Source organism: Solibacillus sp. GQ1, assembly GCF_059758555.1.
The window spans coordinates 73355-91929 of the sequence record NZ_JCAXEX010000007.1; the positions used below are offsets into that span (position 1 = coordinate 73355).

Below are 18575 nucleotides of genomic sequence, written 5' to 3' on the forward strand. Positions count from 1 at the left end.
CCCATTCGATTATAAAACGAATGGGGCTTTTAACTTATATATTTGAATGATGGGCAGCCGAAGTAGAAATTTTTTCTTCTCTACCATTTGTTTTTCTCGTTAAAGAAAAGACTGCACATGCTAACGCAACTAGTACAAGTGCGCCACCATACCAAGCTGCATGTGAAATCGTGTCTGTTTGAGTGATTACGATTCCGCCAAACGCTGATCCCATCGAAATTCCGATCTGTAAAGCCGAATTATTAAAGCTTTGCTGAATATCTGATGTGGCAGGATCTGTCTGAATCAAGTAGCTTTGCTGTGGTGGTGATAAACTCCAGCTTAGCGCTCCCCAAATCATCATAATCGGTATGAAGATGATAAGAGAGAAGGTCGTGAATGGCAGTATGAATAACACGACTGCAAATGAAACAATAACGAAAATAATACTCTTAGGTGCACCGATTTTATCCGAAAGCGTTCCGCCAAATGCGCCGCCGCTTACTGCAGCAATCCCGAATAATAAATAGCAAAGACTGATCCAGCTGGAATTCAGACTTAGTTCTGTTTCCAAAAATGGTGTGAAGTACGCGTACATCGTATAGTGTCCAGCCAGCATAAACATTGTTGCAAGATGGGCACTGCCGATTTTGGAACTGGCAACTGCCTTTAATTGTTGCGAAAGTGGAATGGTCATTTCCCCAGGAACCTTCTCTAAAAAGAGTGAAATGAGAATAAATGAGCCTACTGATAAAATCGCAATGCCTAGGAAAATTACACGCCATCCGAAATAATCGGAAATTAAAATGCCAAGCGGTACACCTAATACGAGCGAAGAACTAATTCCCATATAAATGAAACCAAGTGCCTTCGCACGATGCGCCGGTGAAACAACTTTTGCAGCGAGGATTAACGAAAGCACGGTGATCAGTGAAGTACTCATTGCACTTAAAATACGGGCAACCATCATAAATGTGAATGTCACACTGAAATACATCATGATATTACTGATGAAGAAAATAAACAACGAAATAAGATATAACTTTTTTCGTTCAACTTTGCTCGTTAAAACTAATAACACAGGACCGGCGATTGCATAAATAAGGGCAAATACGGTAATCAGCTGTCCGGCAGTGCTTATTGAAATATTCATATCAGTTGCAATGATTGGGAGAATCCCTCCAACAATCAGTTCGACCAACCCGACAGCAACCGTTGATAATGCGAGTATTAATACTTTGAAATTCATATTTTGTCTAACTTCCTTTCTTTGGAAAATAAAAAAATCCTGATTACAAAAAATGAAAAAGATCATTTTCTGTAATCAGGATTTTATGGTTCCTGGTAGAGACCCTCAAGCCATATTCTTGAGGTTATACAGTTACTATTAACTTGGATAAATGAGCACTTTGATAGTTTACTCGTTTTCGAAAAAAATTTCAAGTATGTGTTTTTAAGTGAAAAAAGCTGTCTTCGTAATAAGAGACGAGGACAGCTTGCTGAATGAAGCGTTTAATTAAAAGCTGAAGTGATCAGGATCCGGTCCGATACGTAAATCTTGGTTAAGGCCATTAATCTGTTCCATATCTTCAGAAGTCAGTTCAAAATCAAAAATATCGGCATTTTCTACAATGCGATGTTCTTTCGTTGATTTTGGAATCGTTACAACACCGTTTTGCAGATCCCATCTTAAAATGACTTGAGAAACAGTTTTATTATATTTGGCAGCCAATTCGTTTAATAGAGGGTTGTCCAATAATTTTGCCTGCATTAACGGAGACCATGCCTCGAACTGAATGTCGTTGTTTTCACAGAAAGCTTTTACTTCCGATTGAGCTAAGCGAGGGTGGTATTCCACCTGGTTGATCATCGGTTTGATTTCCGCATCGTTCATCAAATCTTCTAAATGATGAACCTGGAAGTTACATACGCCGATCGCTTTCACTTTTCCTTCTTTATAAAGTGTTTCCATCGCACGCCATGCATCTTTATATTTATCTACAACTGCCCAGTGAATAAGGTATAAGTCCAAGTATTCAAGACCTAATTTCTTTAAGCTTGTTTCGTAGGCAGCAAGTGTTTCCTCATAGCCTAAATCTGTATTCCACACTTTAGAAGTGATGAATAATTCTTCTCTTGAAATGCCGGTTTCTTTTAGTGCTTCACGGATTGCTTCGCCGACGCCCTCTTCATTTTGATAAACGGCAGCTGTATCGATACTGCGGTAACCGTGTTTAATCGCAAATTTGATAGCGTTTAACAGGTCAGGTCCTTCCTCAACTAAATATGTACCGATTCCTAGCCAAGGCATTTTAACACCGTTATTTAATGTTGTAGTATCTTGCAAATTTTTGAGCATCGTAAAACCTCCATCTGTAAAATAACACTTAATAGTGCAACTTCAATAATATACCATGAAATTCAGCTCTAACCTACTGATTGGGCAAGAGGGAAAATGAATCATAAAGGGCTGTTAAAAAAAGCAGGAAAGCCATCCCGATACATAGGATGGCCAAATTTCTTTTATTTATAAAATGGTGCCTGAGCCGCGTTTATCTTCTGCCACCATGATTAAAATCTTGCCGGCTTCAAATTGTTCGTTGTAGCGCTCTGCCTCGTCTTCCGGAATACCCATCCCCACTAAAGCACCGACGATTCCGCCGACCATTACACCGGTAGCTAATCCGGTTAACCCAGCAGCGATTGGTCCGGCAGCAACAACAGGTCCGATACCTGGAATCGCAAGTGCACCAAGTCCGACGATAACACCGCCGAGTCCGCCTAATGTTCCGCCGGCAGCAACACCTGTAATTGCGCCTTCCATGGCATTTGCGCCGGTTTCATTGGAGATTGCATCTACATCCGATACGTTTTTACTGATGATTGAAATATCCTGTGCACTGTATCCTTGTTGCTTTAATTCTTCAACGGCTTTAATTGCTTCTGCTTCTGTATCATAATATCCTACGACATGTTTTGCCATTTCTCTCATCCTCTCAAATCTCTTTTCACATATTAAAATTTACCCTGGAGGAATATTTGTAAACATGAGGAAACAGGGAAGGGAGAAACCTGCCTCCTGTAGGAACAAAAAAAGAAAGCCATCCTGATGAATTCAGAATGACTTTCTACAGTTTTATTATAAAAGTGTTGTACGTGAGTTTTCGTCTACCATAATTAAAATTTTACCAGATTCAAATTGTTCGTTGTAACGATTTGCTTCATCTTCTGGAATCCCCATTCCGATAAGAGCACCCGTCAAGCCACCGACACCAGCACCAGCTGCCGCGCCTGTAATACCGGCAACAATTGGACCTGCTCCGACAATAGGACCGATCCCTGGAATCACCAATGCGCCAAGACCTGCAAGTACGCCGCCAATTCCGCCTAATGCACCGCCCGCAGCTGCGCCTGTAGCTGCACCTTCTGCAACGTTTGCACCTGTTTCATCGGAAATTGTATCAACATCCGATTGGCTTTTACTGATAACTGAAATATCTTCAGTACGGTAACCTTGTCGTTTTAAATCCTCAATTGCATCAATTGCCTCTGCTTCTGTATCATAATAACCCACAATATGTTTTACCATTTCTATCATCCTCCTTATCTGAATGTTGCACAATGTAAATTTACCCGTGTCATTTGATTGTAAACATAGCACGTTAAGACCGTTGCTGATTAGAGAGGAGACGAAAACATTAGGATAAATATAATTTTGCCACCCAAAAGCCGGCAAAAGCAAAGGATAGGCCGACCATATATGTGAGTAAAGAATAGAGTACAAATTGCTTCCATTGTTTTGCATGGACAAGTGTCAGACTTTCCAATTTGAAAGTAGAGAATGTAGTCAAAGCTCCTAAAAATCCGATACTCAAAATAAGGTTTGCATTTGTATTAAGATACATATTAACCAAAAATCCCAATGCAAACGAGCCGAGCATATTTACCGTAAAAGTGCCAAGGTGAACAAATCGGTTTGTATGATTGAGCCGCTTAGAAATAAAAGCGCGTAAAATGGCTCCGAAAAATCCGCCAACGGCCACTAACAAGAAATTCGTCATACTGGTTCTTCCCTTTCCGAAAGGCTTTTTCCAATCTTCATGCCAAACGCAACAAAAATTAATCCGAAGATGGCACTAATGAAAATATAAAGGATGGCGGAAAGATAAAAGTGATGCAGCAGCAGCTGGATAACTTCGACACTGAACGTGGAAAAAGTCGTAAATGAGCCGATTAACCCGGTTTTGAATGCTGATAAATAATCAGGGTTTGCTGAAATTTTTAGTTCAAGACCGGAAGAGAGCATCCCTAAAAGAAAGCAGCCTGCCAAATTCACTGCTACAGTCCCAAAAGGGAAGGCAGCTGTCTCGTTTGTTAAAAAAAACAGGGAGACACTATATCGTAGTACCGCCCCAATTGCACCGCCGATTCCTATTAAAATCATTTGCAAATTCAGTAACCTCCCTTAAATAAAACAGACTCCCGCCAGTTCACTAAACTGTCAGGAGTCATTCGTCTATAGGCGGTTTAGGGCGAACTTTATCGCCTATCATGTTCTATTTACTACATTAATTTATCAATTAATGGTAAGTCAAGATACTCGTAAAAAACGCTAGGCACTTCCGTAAATGGATATCACGGAGTATGCCTCAATCTCTTTAATAAGGGGAGACAAATCGTTCCTTCATCGTTATTCTTAAATAATGGAAATAGGAGGAATAAGCGTGCAACCATTAATTCATGGAATCCTATTGGCATTTGGCTTAATTTTGCCATTAGGTGTTCAAAACGTATTTATTTTTAATCAAGGTGCCACACACCGGAAATTTACGAAAGCATTGCCTGCAATAGTAACAGCAGGAATCTGTGATACGATTTTAATTTATTTGGCGGTAGCGGGAGTATCGGTGATTGTTTTTAGTTTTGAATGGTTGAAAATAACACTGTTTTTAGCGGGATTCTTTTTCTTGGCGTATATGGGATGGGTGATATGGAAAGACAACCCTACGATAAATGCAAAGCGGGAACAAAAGGGATTTTCAGCTCGACGCCAAATAACATTTGCTGCATCCGTGTCGCTACTTAATCCTCATGCTATTTTGGATACAACCGGGGTAATCGGAACAAGTTCATTAGCTTATACAGGTTATGACAAATGGATGTTTACAGTAGCCTGCATAGTAGTATCATGGGTTTGGTTTCTGTCACTTGCCATTGTCGGGAGAAAGATTGGACAAATTGACAGTAACGGAAAATTCTTAAATTATCTTAATAAAATATCGGCGATAATTATTTGGATAATGGCGCTGTATATGGGCTATCAGTTTTATGCATTGCTGGGTGAATAGGAAAGACGACGGAACCATTAGCAGTCTAACAATAACGAATAATATTGTGTTAGGAAAATTATACTCTTACCGGGATGCTATAAATGCATCTATAAACTTAGAAACCAATAACTCCAAACAGTCATTTTGTGGTAAGTGTAAAAGAATAGGTAGAATAAACAGATGGTCATATTGGCTATAATAAGTACTCGTAAAACAAGGGAATTTTATGTTTTTCGAGCTTTTTTATTATCTGGAAAAGGGTGGAGTTATTGCGGGACTAAAGAACGACTTAGACTGAGAAAGCAAATAATTGCGTTAAATTATGTTAAAATATTTAATGGAGCTATTTAACTTACGCTCACGACTGTCTGCGCGGTAAAAAAATCATTTCTTTTTTTGTTTCTGAATTGAAGGGATCAATTGCAGATGATTTACCGTAACCGCCCTTTCCCTTAAAAAGATCCATCCACCTCTAATAAAAGTTCCTTTGAAACAAAAGAAGTATAAGTACAGAAAGGATTTGATTGAATGAGATCTGAGATTACTGCAGATCAAAATTTAAGAGAACGAAACTTATATCAAGAAGAAGCAACTAGTGACTATACTTTTGACCGAGTTCCGCGTGAAGAGCGCAAAATGGGCTGGTTAAGTATCACAAATATAACGTTTGGCATCGCAACTGCCATCTTCTATTTCCAGATGGGGAGCGTCATGGCACTACAATTCGGAGCGGTCAATGCGCTCATCTCAGCTGGTTATGCCATCATTGTCGCTGGTATTCTTGGAAGCATCATAGTTTATTTATCGGCAAAGTCCGGCATGAACGTCAACTTATTATCCCGCGGAGGATTCGGTTATATCGGAGCCTCATTAACCTCATTAATTTACGCATCAAACTTTATTATGTATTGTGCATTTGAAGGTATGATTCTAGTCGCTGCAGTTCATGCATTCTTCCCGGCGATTCCGATCTGGCTTTTAATTGTATTCTTTGGTTCCTTAGTAATTCCGTTAAACTGGTTTGGCATTAAACAATTGGACAAACTTCAAAAGTGGTCATTGCCTATTTTTGGGTTCTTCCTCATTACGGCCATTGTTATTGCTTTCAATACCCCATCACTTAACTCCGGAAATTTCTGGAACTATATGCCTGAGGGTGTTCAAATAGGTGGTACGGCATTGCTGTTATGTATCGGAATGCAACATGGTATCATGGGACTTACGGCTTTAATTGCCTCGGATTATGCACGATTCCTGAAACCGAAAGATTTGAAAGTCGGTTCAATTGCAATCGGATTTATTCCGCAAATCTTCTGTTTTGGTGTAATGGGTGGCCTTGGCATTTGGTTCGGTGTAAAATTCGCCGAAGCTAATCCCGGCGTTTATATCGTGACATTATTAGGGCTCGGTGGTGTCGTATTCACGGTACTGACACAGGTTCGAATTAATATAACGAATATTTACAGCAGCTCACTTTCCCTCTCGAACTTTTTTGAAAACATGTTTGGTTTTACACCAGGACGCCGTTTTTGGGTAGTAGTAGGCGGTGTCATTGCGATGATCTTGATGCTTGGTGGTATTGTCGATCATCTTCAAATTGCGATGACATTCCAAGGTGTAGCACTGATGAGCTGGGCAGCAGTTCTCGTAACAGAAGCACTCGTGCTCAAAAAATGGCTGAAAATCGGCACACGCTATTACGAATCCAGACAGGAAAACCTGTTTAAATGGAATCCGGTTGGTGTCATTGCTTTAATTGTCCCAACTATAATCGGTACAATTGCAGCGCTCGGATATATGGGCACTTTCCTGCAAAATACTGCCGCCTTTTTCGCAGCCCTTATGGCAGCAATTCTGACTGTCATTTTAGGGTTGGCGACAAAAGGGCGATACTATAGCAAGAAAGAAGCGAATGATATTCCGAAAGAGGATTGGATTGGTTAAAAAATTTGAGCCGTACTTACCGTTTTAATGGGAGTACGGTTTTTATTATTTAAGGTGTTAGGGAGTAGTGTTTAACGGTGAAATATAGTGATTTTACTCTTCAGAAAAATACCAAAAAGTACTTGTTATTAGGGAATTTAATATATACAATCAAATTATAATTATAGTAAAATAATACTATTGGGGCTATTGGAGAGTTAAATTGAAAGCGGGTCATTTTTATGAGTATTGTTGTAGGAGGTATATTAATTTGCCTCATCGTATTATGTATACGTCTGCACAATGAAAAGGCGAAGTTGCAACAAAAAATAAATTTATTTAAACCAATGATTGAAACGACTGAAGGCATCCGGGATATGTTATATTACTGTGAAGTTTACCCGAAACTAAAATATCTTTATTTAAGCCCAAGTATAGACAGTAATTTAGGGCCAAATTCGCTGGAAAAACATTTAAATAATCCGGATATAATTTTTGATATTGTTCACCCTGATGACCACGATATTTTAAGGAAGAAACAATTGGGAACACTTAATTTCGATAAACCGATAACAGTAAGGTTTAAAAACCATTTAGGAGAATACATTTGGTTTGAAGAATATGCTACACCTGTCTACAAAGATGGGAAAGTGATGGCAGTGCAAGGCGTGTACAGAAACGTACATAGTCAATATATTTTGCAGGAGCAGCTGGAATACAAATCGACTCATGATGGATTAACAGGTTTGTACAATAGAGAGTATTTTCAATTGAAAAAGAAAGAATTTAATGAAATTGCAATCCCTATATCTGTAATTGTCGCAGACTTAGATGACTTGAAAGAAATTAATGACGAATATGGCCATCAAATGGGAGACCGGTTAATTATTGCAGCAGCCGATTGCTTAAAAAAATTTGCAGACGAAGAAATGATTGTTGCAAGAGTTGGCGGAGATGAATTCATAGTTTTGATGCCGCATAAAGATAACTTTGAAGTTGAACAATATATAGAAAATGTATGCTCTAAAATGAGGGAATTTTCTAACACCTTACCATTCTCGCCTATCCATATTTCAATTGGATATGAATATTCACCTTCTTCATATGGCGTAATGAGACAACTGCTTAATAAAGCCGATCAGAAAATGTATAAAAATAAAAAGATGAAAAAGATGTTGATCTGAAACAGATAAGCTTTATGGCTTACATATAATATATTTTTAAACTAACCTTGTGACGGGGTTAGTTTTTCTTTTTGCCCCAGACACATGGTTATAATAGTTTTATTTGTTTTGTTTCCCCACAAACTTCAGTGAATAAATATGTGTTTGAGATAAAGCAATGACTTCTTCGATAAAATCTTCTTTGGATTCTTTGAAATTGCTGTTAATCCAATTTTGTATAAGCCCGTAAAATCCATAAGCCGTATATCTTTTAAAGTAATCCATGTTTACTGGGATATTATTGAGTGTTTGAAATATGAACTGTTCCCCGTAAATTTTTAATATTGTTTGAGGAAATCTTATATGGAAGCCTGCTAATGTATCGTCGTATTTAATGAGTTCAAAAAAATTCCGGTTATCATATATGTAAGAAATAATATTAAAAGATGGGGCACTTAATTTTGTCGTATATATTTTTTGACCAGGAGTGTACGGTTTTCCGGCCGATTCTTCTAATCCAGCAAGCATTGTTTCAAGCAATTCTTCTGCCAGTTGGATTTTATCCTGGTAATGCACATAAAACGTACTGCGATTGTATGATGCTTGATCGACAATATCTTTTACGGTAATGGCATGGTAACCCTTCTTTTTAATAAGCTCAATTAAAGCTAATTTAAAATGTTCTTTTGTTCGATTTTTTCGCTTGGATGTATCAATTTGGTTATTTTCCATCGTTACTCCTCCATCTGAAAAAGACAAAATATTAGTAAGTGTCTACTAATTATACATTTTACAATATTTTAATGATTGTTGAACTTATAGAAGTTGTTAAAATTAAATTGTAGAACAATGACACTTATTTCTGTTATTTTGTTTAATTTAACTTAAATATGTGCATTTTTAATGAAGCGATATACTAGGAGGAATAAAAGATGGATAAATTACAAGGTAAAGTAGCAGTCATCACAGGTGGGGCATCAGGTATTGGTGCAGCTACAGCAAAATTATTTGTCTCTGAAGGTGCTAAAGTAGTACTAGTTGATTTAAATGAAGAAAAGGGTAAAGCTTTCGAAGCGGAATTGAAAGCGCTTAACGCGGACGCATTATTTGTTAAAGCAAATATTACAAGTGAAGAAGAAGTAGCAAATATATTCAAACAGACAATTGAAGCATTTGGCAAAGTAGACATAGTATTTAACAATGCAGGCATTGGCCGCGTTTTCCCTTCACATGAACTGGAATATTCGGAGTGGCGCAACACAGTCAATGTTGACTTAGATGGTGTTTTCCTGGTAGCCCGTGAAGCAATTCGTGAAATGTTGAAATCTGGCGGAGGTTCAATTATCAACACCGCTTCTATGTACGGATGGGTTGGTTCACCTGGTTCGGCAGCTTACAATGCGGCAAAAGGTGGCGTAATTAACTTAACGCGCTCACTTGCACTTGAATATGCAGAGCAGAATATTCGTGTGAATTCATTATGCCCAGGCTTCATTGACACACCAATTATTCCAGAAGAAAGCAAACAGGCATTAGCTTCAATGACACCGATGAAACGACTTGGACAAGCTGAAGAGATGGCAAAAGCAGTATTATTTATGGCAAGTGACGATTCTTCATTCATGACCGGCAACAGCTTAACTGTTGATGGTGGATATACAGCTCAATAATTTCTGATTCAAAGCGCACTTTCATTTTGGAAGTGCGTTTTTTATGTGTGTGCTGTTTTTATTAGAACAATTTCATTTATATTAGAAAGTCTCGTCCGCTTCAATTCCTGCTAACCGTAACTAAATATTTCTGTTAGAATAAATTTACAGTAAATTCTAACAATTTAGGGGGCCTAGTATGGAGGAGATTCAAGAGAAGAACTTAAATGGCGATGCAATTACGAAATTGGACGAAATAGTGGAAACAATTTTAGGGGGAGATAAGGCCACTTTTACGCTGCGTGACCGGACATCTGGGGAGATTCTTTATACATACCGAGGGAATCGTTTAATGCGTCCTGCGTCCAATATGAAAATCCTGACGGGGGCTGCTGCAATCGCGGAGCTTGGAGTGGACTACCGGTTTAAGACAGAAATTTATATCGACGGAAATGTTGAAGACCACACGTTAAACGGGAATATTTACGTGAAAGGCTACGGTGACCCGACAATAAATGAAGCAACACTTAAGCATTTTGCGGAAGTTTTAAGGGAAAAAGGCATCCATCAGGTGAAGGGTAAGCTAATCGGGGATGATACATATTTCTCGGGTGATACATTGCCACCGGGTGTTGATGATGAAGGGGAAACCCATTATTACGGGGCCCGTATCTCGCCCATTACGATGTCACCGAATGACGATTTTGATGCGAGCACAATTATTGTGGAAGCAACTGCAGGGAATGTCGGAGAAAAGCCGAGTTTTAACGTCATCCCGCATTTAAGTGGTATGCAACTTTCTAATGAAGCAAAATCAGTAGACAAAAGTGCTGAAAACACATTGGAAATCCACCGCATTAATAATACAAGTCAAATTATGATTACAGGTGAAATACCGGAAGGAGAAACGGCGAAAGTTTGGGTGTCCCACCAGGACCCTACGAAAAACACGCTGCTGTTTTTCAAAGAACTATGCAAAGATGCAGGCATCCGTTTTGAACAGGAAGAAAGCATTGATAGCGGCATAACGCCAAACCATGCAAAACTAATACACACGCATAAGTCTCGCTCAATCGCGGAGATGTTTTCAATTTTTATGAAACTAAGCAATAACAGCATCGCCGATATTTTCCTGAAAACGATGGGGAAACAAAAGCATGGAATAGGCGATTACGTGCATGGCATAAAAGTAGTGCGCGCTTATTTGGAAAAGCAGCAAATTGATTTTGCGACATGGCAATTTGCTGATGGTTCGGGCTTATCACATCATAACCGTCTGCACTCAAATGGTATATCCGAGCTGTTGTATGTGCTGCAAAAAGAACCGTATTTCCAGAACTTTTACGAATCACTTCCAGTTGGAGGGAATATAAACAGACTAGTAGGCGGAACATTAAAAGACCGCTTTTTAGAGCCGGAACTGCAACAGCGAATATTCGCTAAAACAGGCTATATTCATGAAGTGAATACATTATCAGGCTATGTAACAGGAAAAAGCGGGAGAGACTACATTTTCTCGATTATGCTTGAAGGAAGGGAAGAGGGGATTCCGTTTTTGGATGAAGGGTTGAAGGCGATTATTGAGGTAGTATAAAAAACAAAACAGTCTCAATTATTAGCTGTTGTCTAATAGTTGGAGACTGTTTATTAAGGCATTAAATATACTGATAAAATAATCCGTCACGAGTGTCAAACCAAATTAGTTTCCCGTGTTTTTTACGAGGAATCGTTGCCTGCAAAGCCCATTCAGGGAACTGCTTATACAATTGAACCTGATCACCTGTTGCCAGTGCGATAAATGATACGTAATGGTCTTTCGTCATTGGGTGGTCTGCAGAAATGGACCATTGCATATCGATTTCTTCTACACTTAGTTTTTGTTCGTCCGTTGCTTTTACAGCAGTTAATGGCTCTAATTTCCGTCCGCAGCACGAAACTGTAAAATTTCCTGTTGCTAAACCGATATTCGAACAGCTTGGACATACATAATAGCTTGAATTTTTCATATTACCTCCTACGAAATCGTTTTGATTTATTTCACCTGTCAGTAAATTTTCTATTGGAATATCGAAGAGGGCAGCGAGCTGAGGGAGAAGTGTAATGTCAGGACATCCGATCCCTCTTTCCCATTTTGAAATGGTGCGGTCTGATAAAAACAGTGCATCTGCTACTTGTTTTTGTGTCATCCCTTTTCCCTTACGCAATGTATAAATTAATTGGCCAATTTTTTCATTATCCATTCGTTTCCCTCCTACTGTATTTAGCATAAAAGGATTGAAGTCGATTCGCAACAAACGGAACGTAGAGTTGGAATATGTTAAATGGTATTTTGATACGCTGCTTCCAAATATAATTACAACCGGGAGGCTCCAAAAGGAATTTCTCCTTTTGGTATAGTAATGAGAGAAACAATATAAAGGGGCTTGAACAAATGAAAATTAGAGAAATGAAGCAAGAGGAAATTCAGGCAGTGCGTGTATTGCGTGTAAAAGGATATGGGGAATACGAACAGCACGTTTCACCAGAACACTGGGGTGTATTAAAAACCAGTCTGCTTTCGGATAACGACATTAAAAATAATGCCCAGATTTTCGTGGCCGAAACCGATGGAGCTATTGTCGGCAGCATCGTATTATTTCCTGCATCCACTCAAGCCTATGACTGGACGGATGATGTGCAGGAATTTCCAGAGATTCGCATGCTTTCTGTAGATCCTGATATTAGGGGGAAAGGCATCGGTCGGGCGTTAGTTGTTCATTGCCTAGAATTAGCGAAAGCAACAGGTTCCGAACAGATTGGACTCCATACAGCTTCATTCATGACAAAAGCATCTGCTCTTTATGAAAGTATGGGCTTCCAACGTGTTCCAGAACGCGACTTGGAACCATTGAATGACGGAATCATTGTGAAAGGCTATCAGCTCAACCTTCTTAGCTAATTGATTCAGTGGTGCGAATGGATTTTCCAATTCAATCTACATCAATTAGTGCCTCGTATGGGTATGTTAACCGCCAAGGGAAAAAATATAAATTCCAAGTAGAGGTTTTCGTCACTCCCTCCATATAAAAGCAAAAAAACATCCACTTTTCTCCCCCCAGAGGAAAATGGATGTTTTTCAATTTGCCCCGGAGACTTCTTCAACTCACTAATCACTGCTTTTCCAATACCTTTCGTTCAATCAGTTCAACGCCTTTATACATAATCGTTGCCAATACAATAATGATGAGAAGCGCCAAGAATACTAACGTAAAGTTAAACACTTGGAACCCGGAAATAATAAGATAACCAAGGCCGCTTGATGATACTAAAAACTCTCCGACAATAACCCCAACCCATGACAAGCCGACATTCACCTTTAAAGTAGAGATAATCGTCGGGGTAGAGGCAGGAAGAATAACATGCCGGAATGTTTCATATTTGGATGCCCGGAAAAGCTGCATTACCTTAATATAGTTTTCGTTTACTTGCTGAAAAGCTGAAAAAATAACGATGGTCGAAATAATAACTGAAATGAGCACACCCATTACTAGAACTGCAAGCATATTCGGTCCGAAAACAACGAGAATCATCGGTCCGATCGCTACTTTAGGCATTGCATTTAATACGACAAGATAGGGGTCCATTACATTGGCAAATGTTTTGGAAGACCATAAGGAAATCGCAAGCAATGTCCCAAGAAGAGTCCCTAATATAAAGCCAACAACGGTTTCGAACAATGTAATCGCAATATGCGGGAATAAGGTGCCGTCCGTTATTTTTGTGATAAAAAGGCTCCCAACCGCACGTGGACTACTGAAAATGAGCGGATCCAGTATGCGGAAATGTGTCGTAATTTCCCAAAATAGAAGAAGACCGACAAGGAGCAGTAATTGGAAAGAGAAAATTTTGCGTTTTTCACGTCGCCGTTTCTCATTATATTGCTGCTGCAGCTGTTCAATATTCATCCGAATCAAGCTCCTTCCATATTTCCTGGAATAGTACTTGGAAAGCAGGGGCATTTCTTGCTTCGAATGGTGTCAGTTCACGAACTTCCTGTGGAATGATGAAGCTTTTCACGATAGTCCCCGGACGAGGGCTAAAGATAAATACTTTATCACTCATCGCGATGGCTTCGCTAATATCATGCGTTACTAAAATAGTAGTCGTTGAAAATTGTTTCAATGTATCCGATACAAAGTTTTCAAGTGATAGTTTGGATCGGAAATCGAGTGCAGAAAACGGTTCATCAAGCAAAAGTAATGTTGGCTTCACGGCGAGTGTACGGGCAAGCGCAATACGTTGGCGCATTCCCCCTGAAAGCTGCGGCGGATAAAGCTTTTTCGTATGGGCCAATTCGAATTGTTCGAGCAATTCATCAACAATCGAGTGATCTTCTTCTTTTTTTAACAGTTTCAAACCAAGTGCGACATTGTCTTCGATTGTTTTCCATGGGAACAAAAAATCCTGCTGAAGCATATAGCCGATTTCAACATCCGATTCAGCAAAATCAATCGAACCGGTTGTTGGTTTCAATAAGCCTGCCAGTAAAGAGAGCAGTGTGGATTTCCCACAGCCGCTCGGACCTAAAAAGGAGACAAATTCTCCTGAATTAACTGTAAAATTTACATCTTCAAGAGCTGTTGAGACTTGCTGTTCTTTAAAGAAATGATGGGTAACATTTTTCACTTCCAAATAAGTCATTTACTTCACAACCGCATCTGCAAATGACCGGTTTACTAAATCTTTGTATGCTGGCTCAAACTCCAGTACGCCTGCTTCGGTCATTACATCAAGTAGATTTTGGAATTCCTCTTCATCGATAATCGGATCTTTTGCAAAAGACTCCTGATCACGGTAACGCGTCACAACCTGCTCAATAATTTTTTGGTCTGTATCTTCAAAGTAAGGAGCAATCGCTTTTGCCACGTCAGCACTCGATGCTTCGTAAACCCACTTTTGTGCTTTATAAAGGGCCTTCGTAAAGCTATCCATCATTTCTTTTTCAGAGAATGTACTTTCTTTCGCCATAAATACCGTATATGGAATGGCGCCAAGCTCTTCGCCGAATGAAGCGACGATTTTTCCGATACCTTGCTGTTCAAAAATACTTGCAGTCGGTTCGAAAAGTTGTACATAATCACCTGTACCTGAAGCAAAGGCGTTCGCAATATTAGCAAAGTCGATATTTTGAATCAAAGTTAAATCGTTTTGTGGATCAATCCCTTGTTTTTTCAGCACAAATTCGCCGGCCATTTGCGGCATTCCACCAACACGCTGACCTAAAAATGTGCTGCCTTTTAAACCATCCCAGCTAAAGTCAACATTCTGATCACGCGCGACTAAAAATGTTCCGTCTGTTTGCGTAAGCTGTGCAAAGTTAATTACTTTATCGTTCGGATTTTGCCCTGATACATAAACCGACGTTTCAGCTCCAATTAAGGCAATATCAATGCCATCCGATAAAAGCGCGGTCATCGTTTTGTCTCCACCAGGGATAGTTGACAGTTGAATCGATAAACCTTCATCTTCAAAAAAGCCTTCTTCAATCGCTGCATAAAGAGGAGCGTAGAAAATAGAACGGGTTACTTCGCCTACTTTTACTTCCTGTAAATCCTTCTGTCCACAGCCGACCAACAACAATAAAAGCCCAACGAAAAGGGCGGTTCTAAGCCATTTCATTTGGTCATCCTTTTCTCTAATAGTGTTGTTGTATCGTATGCAGTAAAGGGGTGAGAGGTGTTACTTCCATATTTCCATTTCACCATGCAAGGCGGTCATGGTACGATAAAGATAACTATTTAGTAAGGTGGAGAATGTTATGGATTTAAATCATCTGAAAGGACAGCTTGCAAAACCGCAGCCTCTGTTTTTAGGGGAAGACACTGCTTTTCGGTCGGCCGTGCTCATCCCGCTTGTAAAAAAACAGGGCGAGTGGCATATTTTGTTTGAGGTGCGTGCGTTAACAATGCGCAAACAACCTGGCGATATTAGCTTTCCGGGCGGAAAAATTGATGAGACAGATGAATCGCCGCTCGCTGCAGCGCTTCGTGAAACACATGAAGAGCTCGGTATCGATCAACAGTCGATTGAACTAATAGGCAATCTCAGTCCATTTGTTATATCACCGGCTTTTGTTGTCTATCCGTTCATCGGGATCATCGAGCAGTCGGAACTGAATACATTTAATAAGGATGAAGTCGAAGAACTGTTTACAGTCCCGTTAAACTGGTTGCTGACGCATGAGCCGTATGTGCATTATGTTCCGGTTGAACCGAAGCCTCCGATTGATTTTCCGTATGATAAAATTGCGAACGGCGAAAATTACGAATGGCGTTCAAGCCGGATGGAAGAATGGTTTTATGAATATGGAAAGTACACAATTTGGGGTTTAACCGCACGATTGTTAAAGCACTTTATTGAAAAATTAAAATAAAAATTTAGGTGTCTTCCTATTACCGGGGAGACGCCTTTTCCTTTGATTGCCTTAGATCATTAATAGTTTTGATGAGGCGGGAAAATATATAAATCCTATGTTAAAATCAGTGTATTGTTCTAATATTGACACGTAGAAAATGAAGAATCGTATATAGCTTAAATAAAGCGGTACGAAGAACAGGGAATCATAACAAACATAGAATCAGGAGGCATTTATGAAAGGGAAAAAGATGTTATATATAGGAGTTGTAGTGGCGATTGTAATTGCTACAGCTTTAGATATTGCGTTTAAAGGATTAGGTTATCAACTGCTGCAAAAAATAATTTCATAAGTCCGTAGTCACCCGTCGCATATTAAAAGCGGCGGGTTTTAATAAAAAAAGCAAACCTTTTAAGAAAGGCTTGCTTGAAAATCTACAAATTATAAAGCTGCGTATATTTATTCAGTAAGTAGTCGGCCAAATACTTTGCGGAAAGCGGTTCTCCGGTACCTTCCAATATTAACTCATTCGGTTTCTTCAATGCACCGAATTGATGGACTTTATTCGTTAGCCAATCTTTAATAGGTGCTAATTCTCCCCGTTCGCAAAGCTCATCGAAGTTCGGAATGTCCTGATCCATTGCAAATTTCCATTGCGCAGCATACATGAAACCTAGCGCATAGCTTGGGAAGTAGCCAAAGCTGCCGTCACTCCAGTGCATATCCTGCAGTACACCTTCTGCATCATTTTGCGGACGTATCCCTAAATATTCTTCGTATTTTTCATTCCAAACGCGCGGCAAATCTTCGGCCTGTAAGTCTCCATTGAAAATCTCTCGCTCAATTTCATAGCGGATCATTATATGAAGCGGGTAAGTAAGCTCGTCTGCCTCAATACGTATTAACGAAGGCTCTGAGAAATTGATTGCCTTTAAAAATGCTTCTGCCGGTACGTCCCCAAATTGTTCAGGAGAATGCTTTTGTAAAATAGCGTAATGATGTTTCCAGAAGCTTTCATTTCGTCCGATAATGTTTTCATAAAATAAAGATTGAGATTCATGAATTCCCATCGAAGCACCTGTAGATAATGGCAGGCCGTTTAATGAGGCATCAATATTTTGCTCGTATAAAGCATGTCCACATTCATGAATCGTACCAAAAACAGCGGAACGGAAATCATTTTCATCATACTTTGTTGTAATCCGGATATCTCCGCTGTTTAAACCGATCATGAATGGATGAACCGTCTCATCTAACCGACCTGCTTCAAAGTCGTAGCCAAGCTGCTTCAGCAATTCCAGTGAAGCTGCATGTTGTCCGCTTTTCGGGAAGCGTTTAAATAATAGGGAAGTGTCCGGTTTGTTTTTAGATTCACTGATTGCCTTTACTAAAGGAACGATTGTAGCCTTCAGCTCACCAAATAACTCGTCAAGCTTATCCGTTGTCATATTTGGTTCATATTTATCCAATAGTGTATTATAGGCAGAACCGTTTTTAATACCCCAGTACTGAACAAACCGTTTCTGATAATCGATTACTTCTTTTAAGTACGGTAAGAAAATCTGGAAATCCGATTTTTCCTTTGCCTTTTCCCATGCTGCTTCCGATTTCGCTTTTAAAATCGTGTAAGCTTTAAATTCCTCAGCTGGTATCTTTTTAGACTCGTCATATTCTTTCTTAACTTCTTCATAAAGACGCTGTGTCACAAAGTCCAAATTTTCATTTTGAAGCTCAGACAGTATTTTCCCCAGTTCGTCACTCGTTTGGAGAGCAAATAATTCTGCAGACAATGTTCCGATCACTTCCGCACGTTGCTCCAACCCTTTTCGGGGAGCCCCTGTACGCATATCCCAATAAATAACGGAAAGCGCCTCTGAATAGTTTTGCATTTTCTTCACATAATTAATAAAAGTTTGTTGCATAATAGGTTACTCACTCCTTTCACATTTATTATATAGTACTTGGAATCTGTTTTTTTAGTATAAAATATAAAATAATTTTCAAAGGATATATAAATAAGTAGAAACTAATAACAAAAAAAATAGTGAAAAAAAGTTTTTAAAAACTGTTGACGGTTTATCAAAAGGAGTGTAATATTCTAATAGTCGTCAGCAACGAGCTGATAACAAACGAGAAA

Annotated in this window: 19 protein-coding genes and 1 riboswitch; of the genes, 7 read left to right on the forward strand and 12 right to left on the reverse strand. The window is 39.3% G+C overall.

Annotation, left to right across the window (positions count from 1 at the left end; all coding sequences use genetic code 11):
* Nucleotides 1–34: 34 nt before the first annotated feature.
* The 6 genes from AC6CH1_RS18335 to crcB (AC6CH1_RS18360) form a co-directional block, all read right to left on the reverse strand.
* A complete protein-coding gene (locus AC6CH1_RS18335) occupies nucleotides 35–1228 on the reverse strand; it encodes an MFS transporter (protein ID WP_340716974.1) in 1194 nt (397 codons plus the stop codon).
* Between the two features lie 52 nt (nucleotides 1229–1280).
* Nucleotides 1281–1380: riboswitch (purine riboswitch) on the reverse strand.
* Nucleotides 1381–1495: 115 nt separating this feature from the next.
* Nucleotides 1496–2338 (reverse strand): aldo/keto reductase, encoded by an 843-nt coding sequence (locus tag AC6CH1_RS18340; RefSeq protein WP_498318750.1) that lies wholly within the window; start codon nucleotides 2336–2338, stop codon nucleotides 1496–1498.
* Nucleotides 2339–2506: 168 nt separating this feature from the next.
* Nucleotides 2507–2962 (reverse strand): YflT domain-containing protein, encoded by a 456-nt coding sequence (locus AC6CH1_RS18345; protein WP_251691466.1) that lies wholly within the window; start codon nucleotides 2960–2962, stop codon nucleotides 2507–2509.
* Nucleotides 2963–3118: 156 nt separating this feature from the next.
* Nucleotides 3119–3568 carry a general stress protein gene (locus AC6CH1_RS18350; protein WP_251691468.1) on the reverse strand — a complete coding sequence of 150 codons (450 nt, stop codon included), beginning with the start codon at nucleotides 3566–3568 and terminating at the stop codon, nucleotides 3119–3121.
* Between the two features lie 109 nt (nucleotides 3569–3677).
* Entirely contained in the window at nucleotides 3678–4040 is a 363-nt protein-coding gene (gene crcB, locus AC6CH1_RS18355; protein ID WP_498318751.1) for a fluoride efflux transporter CrcB, read from the reverse strand.
* Entirely contained in the window at nucleotides 4037–4423 is a 387-nt protein-coding gene (crcB, locus tag AC6CH1_RS18360; RefSeq protein WP_498318760.1) for a fluoride efflux transporter CrcB, read from the reverse strand. Before crcB (AC6CH1_RS18360) ends, crcB (AC6CH1_RS18355) begins: the two co-directional genes overlap by 4 nt.
* A gap of 280 nt (nucleotides 4424–4703) precedes the next feature.
* On the opposite strand from crcB (AC6CH1_RS18360), the gene AC6CH1_RS18365 reads away from it, so the two are divergent.
* From AC6CH1_RS18365 to AC6CH1_RS18375, 3 genes are all read left to right on the forward strand, one after another.
* Nucleotides 4704–5327, forward strand: coding sequence for a LysE/ArgO family amino acid transporter (locus AC6CH1_RS18365; protein WP_498318752.1), 624 nt, complete (start codon nucleotides 4704–4706; stop codon nucleotides 5325–5327).
* Nucleotides 5328–5837: 510 nt separating this feature from the next.
* Nucleotides 5838–7253, forward strand: a complete 1416-nt coding sequence (locus AC6CH1_RS18370; RefSeq protein WP_498318753.1) for a purine-cytosine permease family protein — start codon at nucleotides 5838–5840, stop codon at nucleotides 7251–7253.
* A 221-nt stretch (nucleotides 7254–7474) separates the two neighbouring features.
* A complete protein-coding gene (locus AC6CH1_RS18375) occupies nucleotides 7475–8416 on the forward strand; it encodes a sensor domain-containing diguanylate cyclase (protein WP_498318754.1) in 942 nt (313 codons plus the stop codon).
* Between the two features lie 99 nt (nucleotides 8417–8515).
* Here the strand turns inward: AC6CH1_RS18375 and AC6CH1_RS18380 are convergent, their stop codons facing one another.
* Nucleotides 8516–9127: a TetR/AcrR family transcriptional regulator gene (locus tag AC6CH1_RS18380; protein WP_251691476.1), complete on the reverse strand. Its 612-nt coding sequence runs from the start codon at nucleotides 9125–9127 to the stop codon at nucleotides 8516–8518.
* Between the two features lie 200 nt (nucleotides 9128–9327).
* On the opposite strand from AC6CH1_RS18380, the gene AC6CH1_RS18385 reads away from it, so the two are divergent.
* Both AC6CH1_RS18385 and dacB read left to right on the forward strand, forming a co-directional pair.
* Nucleotides 9328–10065, forward strand: coding sequence for an SDR family NAD(P)-dependent oxidoreductase (locus AC6CH1_RS18385; protein WP_498318755.1), 738 nt, complete (start codon nucleotides 9328–9330; stop codon nucleotides 10063–10065).
* A gap of 178 nt (nucleotides 10066–10243) precedes the next feature.
* A complete protein-coding gene (gene dacB / locus AC6CH1_RS18390; protein WP_498318756.1) occupies nucleotides 10244–11638 on the forward strand; it encodes a D-alanyl-D-alanine carboxypeptidase/D-alanyl-D-alanine endopeptidase in 1395 nt (464 codons plus the stop codon).
* Between the two features lie 61 nt (nucleotides 11639–11699).
* Here dacB and AC6CH1_RS18395 read toward each other — a convergent pair whose 3' ends face one another.
* Nucleotides 11700–12284, reverse strand: coding sequence for a helix-turn-helix domain-containing protein (locus AC6CH1_RS18395; protein ID WP_079523283.1), 585 nt, complete (start codon nucleotides 12282–12284; stop codon nucleotides 11700–11702).
* Nucleotides 12285–12475: 191 nt separating this feature from the next.
* Between AC6CH1_RS18395 and AC6CH1_RS18400 the strand changes: the two genes are divergently transcribed.
* Nucleotides 12476–12982, forward strand: coding sequence for a GNAT family N-acetyltransferase (locus AC6CH1_RS18400; protein ID WP_079523284.1), 507 nt, complete (start codon nucleotides 12476–12478; stop codon nucleotides 12980–12982).
* Between the two features lie 211 nt (nucleotides 12983–13193).
* Here the strand turns inward: AC6CH1_RS18400 and AC6CH1_RS18405 are convergent, their stop codons facing one another.
* From AC6CH1_RS18405 to AC6CH1_RS18415, 3 genes are read right to left on the reverse strand one after another with little or no spacing between them, the layout of a single operon-like run.
* Nucleotides 13194–13988 (reverse strand): ABC transporter permease, encoded by a 795-nt coding sequence (locus AC6CH1_RS18405; RefSeq protein ID WP_251691486.1) that lies wholly within the window; start codon nucleotides 13986–13988, stop codon nucleotides 13194–13196.
* Entirely contained in the window at nucleotides 13978–14724 is a 747-nt protein-coding gene (locus tag AC6CH1_RS18410; RefSeq protein WP_427714022.1) for an ABC transporter ATP-binding protein, read from the reverse strand. Before AC6CH1_RS18410 ends, AC6CH1_RS18405 begins: the two co-directional genes overlap by 11 nt.
* Nucleotides 14725–15702, reverse strand: coding sequence for an ABC transporter substrate-binding protein (locus tag AC6CH1_RS18415; protein ID WP_498318757.1), 978 nt, complete (start codon nucleotides 15700–15702; stop codon nucleotides 14725–14727).
* 139 nt (nucleotides 15703–15841) lie between these two features.
* On the opposite strand from AC6CH1_RS18415, the gene AC6CH1_RS18420 reads away from it, so the two are divergent.
* On the forward strand, nucleotides 15842–16456 hold the full coding sequence (locus AC6CH1_RS18420; RefSeq protein ID WP_079523288.1) for an NUDIX hydrolase: 615 nt from the start codon (nucleotides 15842–15844) through the stop codon (nucleotides 16454–16456).
* 416 nt (nucleotides 16457–16872) lie between these two features.
* Here the strand turns inward: AC6CH1_RS18420 and AC6CH1_RS18425 are convergent, their stop codons facing one another.
* The gene (locus AC6CH1_RS18425; protein WP_498318758.1) at nucleotides 16873–18360 is read right to left on the reverse strand and encodes a carboxypeptidase M32; all 1488 of its coding nucleotides are present in this window, start codon (nucleotides 18358–18360) and stop codon (nucleotides 16873–16875) included.
* Nucleotides 18361–18575 lie beyond the last annotated feature (215 nt).

Bases quoted from the DNA above. Each gene is read 5' to 3' on its own strand.
- AC6CH1_RS18340 (WP_498318750.1), bottom strand. From the start codon at position 2,338: ATGCTCAAAAATTTGCAAGATACTACAACATTAAATAACGGTGTTAAA.
- AC6CH1_RS18370 (WP_498318753.1), top strand. From the start codon at position 5,838: ATGAGATCTGAGATTACTGCAGATCAAAATTTAAGAGAACGAAACTTA.
- AC6CH1_RS18400 (WP_079523284.1), top strand. From the start codon at position 12,476: ATGAAAATTAGAGAAATGAAGCAAGAGGAAATTCAGGCAGTGCGTGTA.
- AC6CH1_RS18415 (WP_498318757.1), bottom strand. From the start codon at position 15,702: ATGAAATGGCTTAGAACCGCCCTTTTCGTTGGGCTTTTATTGTTGTTG.
- AC6CH1_RS18385 (WP_498318755.1), top strand. From the start codon at position 9,328: ATGGATAAATTACAAGGTAAAGTAGCAGTCATCACAGGTGGGGCATCA.
- AC6CH1_RS18405 (WP_251691486.1), bottom strand. From the start codon at position 13,988: ATGAATATTGAACAGCTGCAGCAGCAATATAATGAGAAACGGCGACGT.
- dacB (WP_498318756.1), top strand. From the start codon at position 10,244: ATGGAGGAGATTCAAGAGAAGAACTTAAATGGCGATGCAATTACGAAA.
- AC6CH1_RS18345 (WP_251691466.1), bottom strand. From the start codon at position 2,962: ATGGCAAAACATGTCGTAGGATATTATGATACAGAAGCAGAAGCAATT.
- crcB (WP_498318751.1), bottom strand. From the start codon at position 4,040: ATGACGAATTTCTTGTTAGTGGCCGTTGGCGGATTTTTCGGAGCCATT.
- AC6CH1_RS18395 (WP_079523283.1), bottom strand. From the start codon at position 12,284: ATGGATAATGAAAAAATTGGCCAATTAATTTATACATTGCGTAAGGGA.
- AC6CH1_RS18380 (WP_251691476.1), bottom strand. From the start codon at position 9,127: ATGGAAAATAACCAAATTGATACATCCAAGCGAAAAAATCGAACAAAA.
- AC6CH1_RS18420 (WP_079523288.1), top strand. From the start codon at position 15,842: ATGGATTTAAATCATCTGAAAGGACAGCTTGCAAAACCGCAGCCTCTG.
- AC6CH1_RS18375 (WP_498318754.1), top strand. From the start codon at position 7,475: ATGAGTATTGTTGTAGGAGGTATATTAATTTGCCTCATCGTATTATGT.
- AC6CH1_RS18410 (WP_427714022.1), bottom strand. From the start codon at position 14,724: ATGACTTATTTGGAAGTGAAAAATGTTACCCATCATTTCTTTAAAGAA.
- AC6CH1_RS18425 (WP_498318758.1), bottom strand. From the start codon at position 18,360: ATGCAACAAACTTTTATTAATTATGTGAAGAAAATGCAAAACTATTCA.
- crcB (WP_498318760.1), bottom strand. From the start codon at position 4,423: ATGATTTTAATAGGAATCGGCGGTGCAATTGGGGCGGTACTACGATAT.
- AC6CH1_RS18335 (WP_340716974.1), bottom strand. From the start codon at position 1,228: ATGAATTTCAAAGTATTAATACTCGCATTATCAACGGTTGCTGTCGGG.
- AC6CH1_RS18350 (WP_251691468.1), bottom strand. From the start codon at position 3,568: ATGGTAAAACATATTGTGGGTTATTATGATACAGAAGCAGAGGCAATT.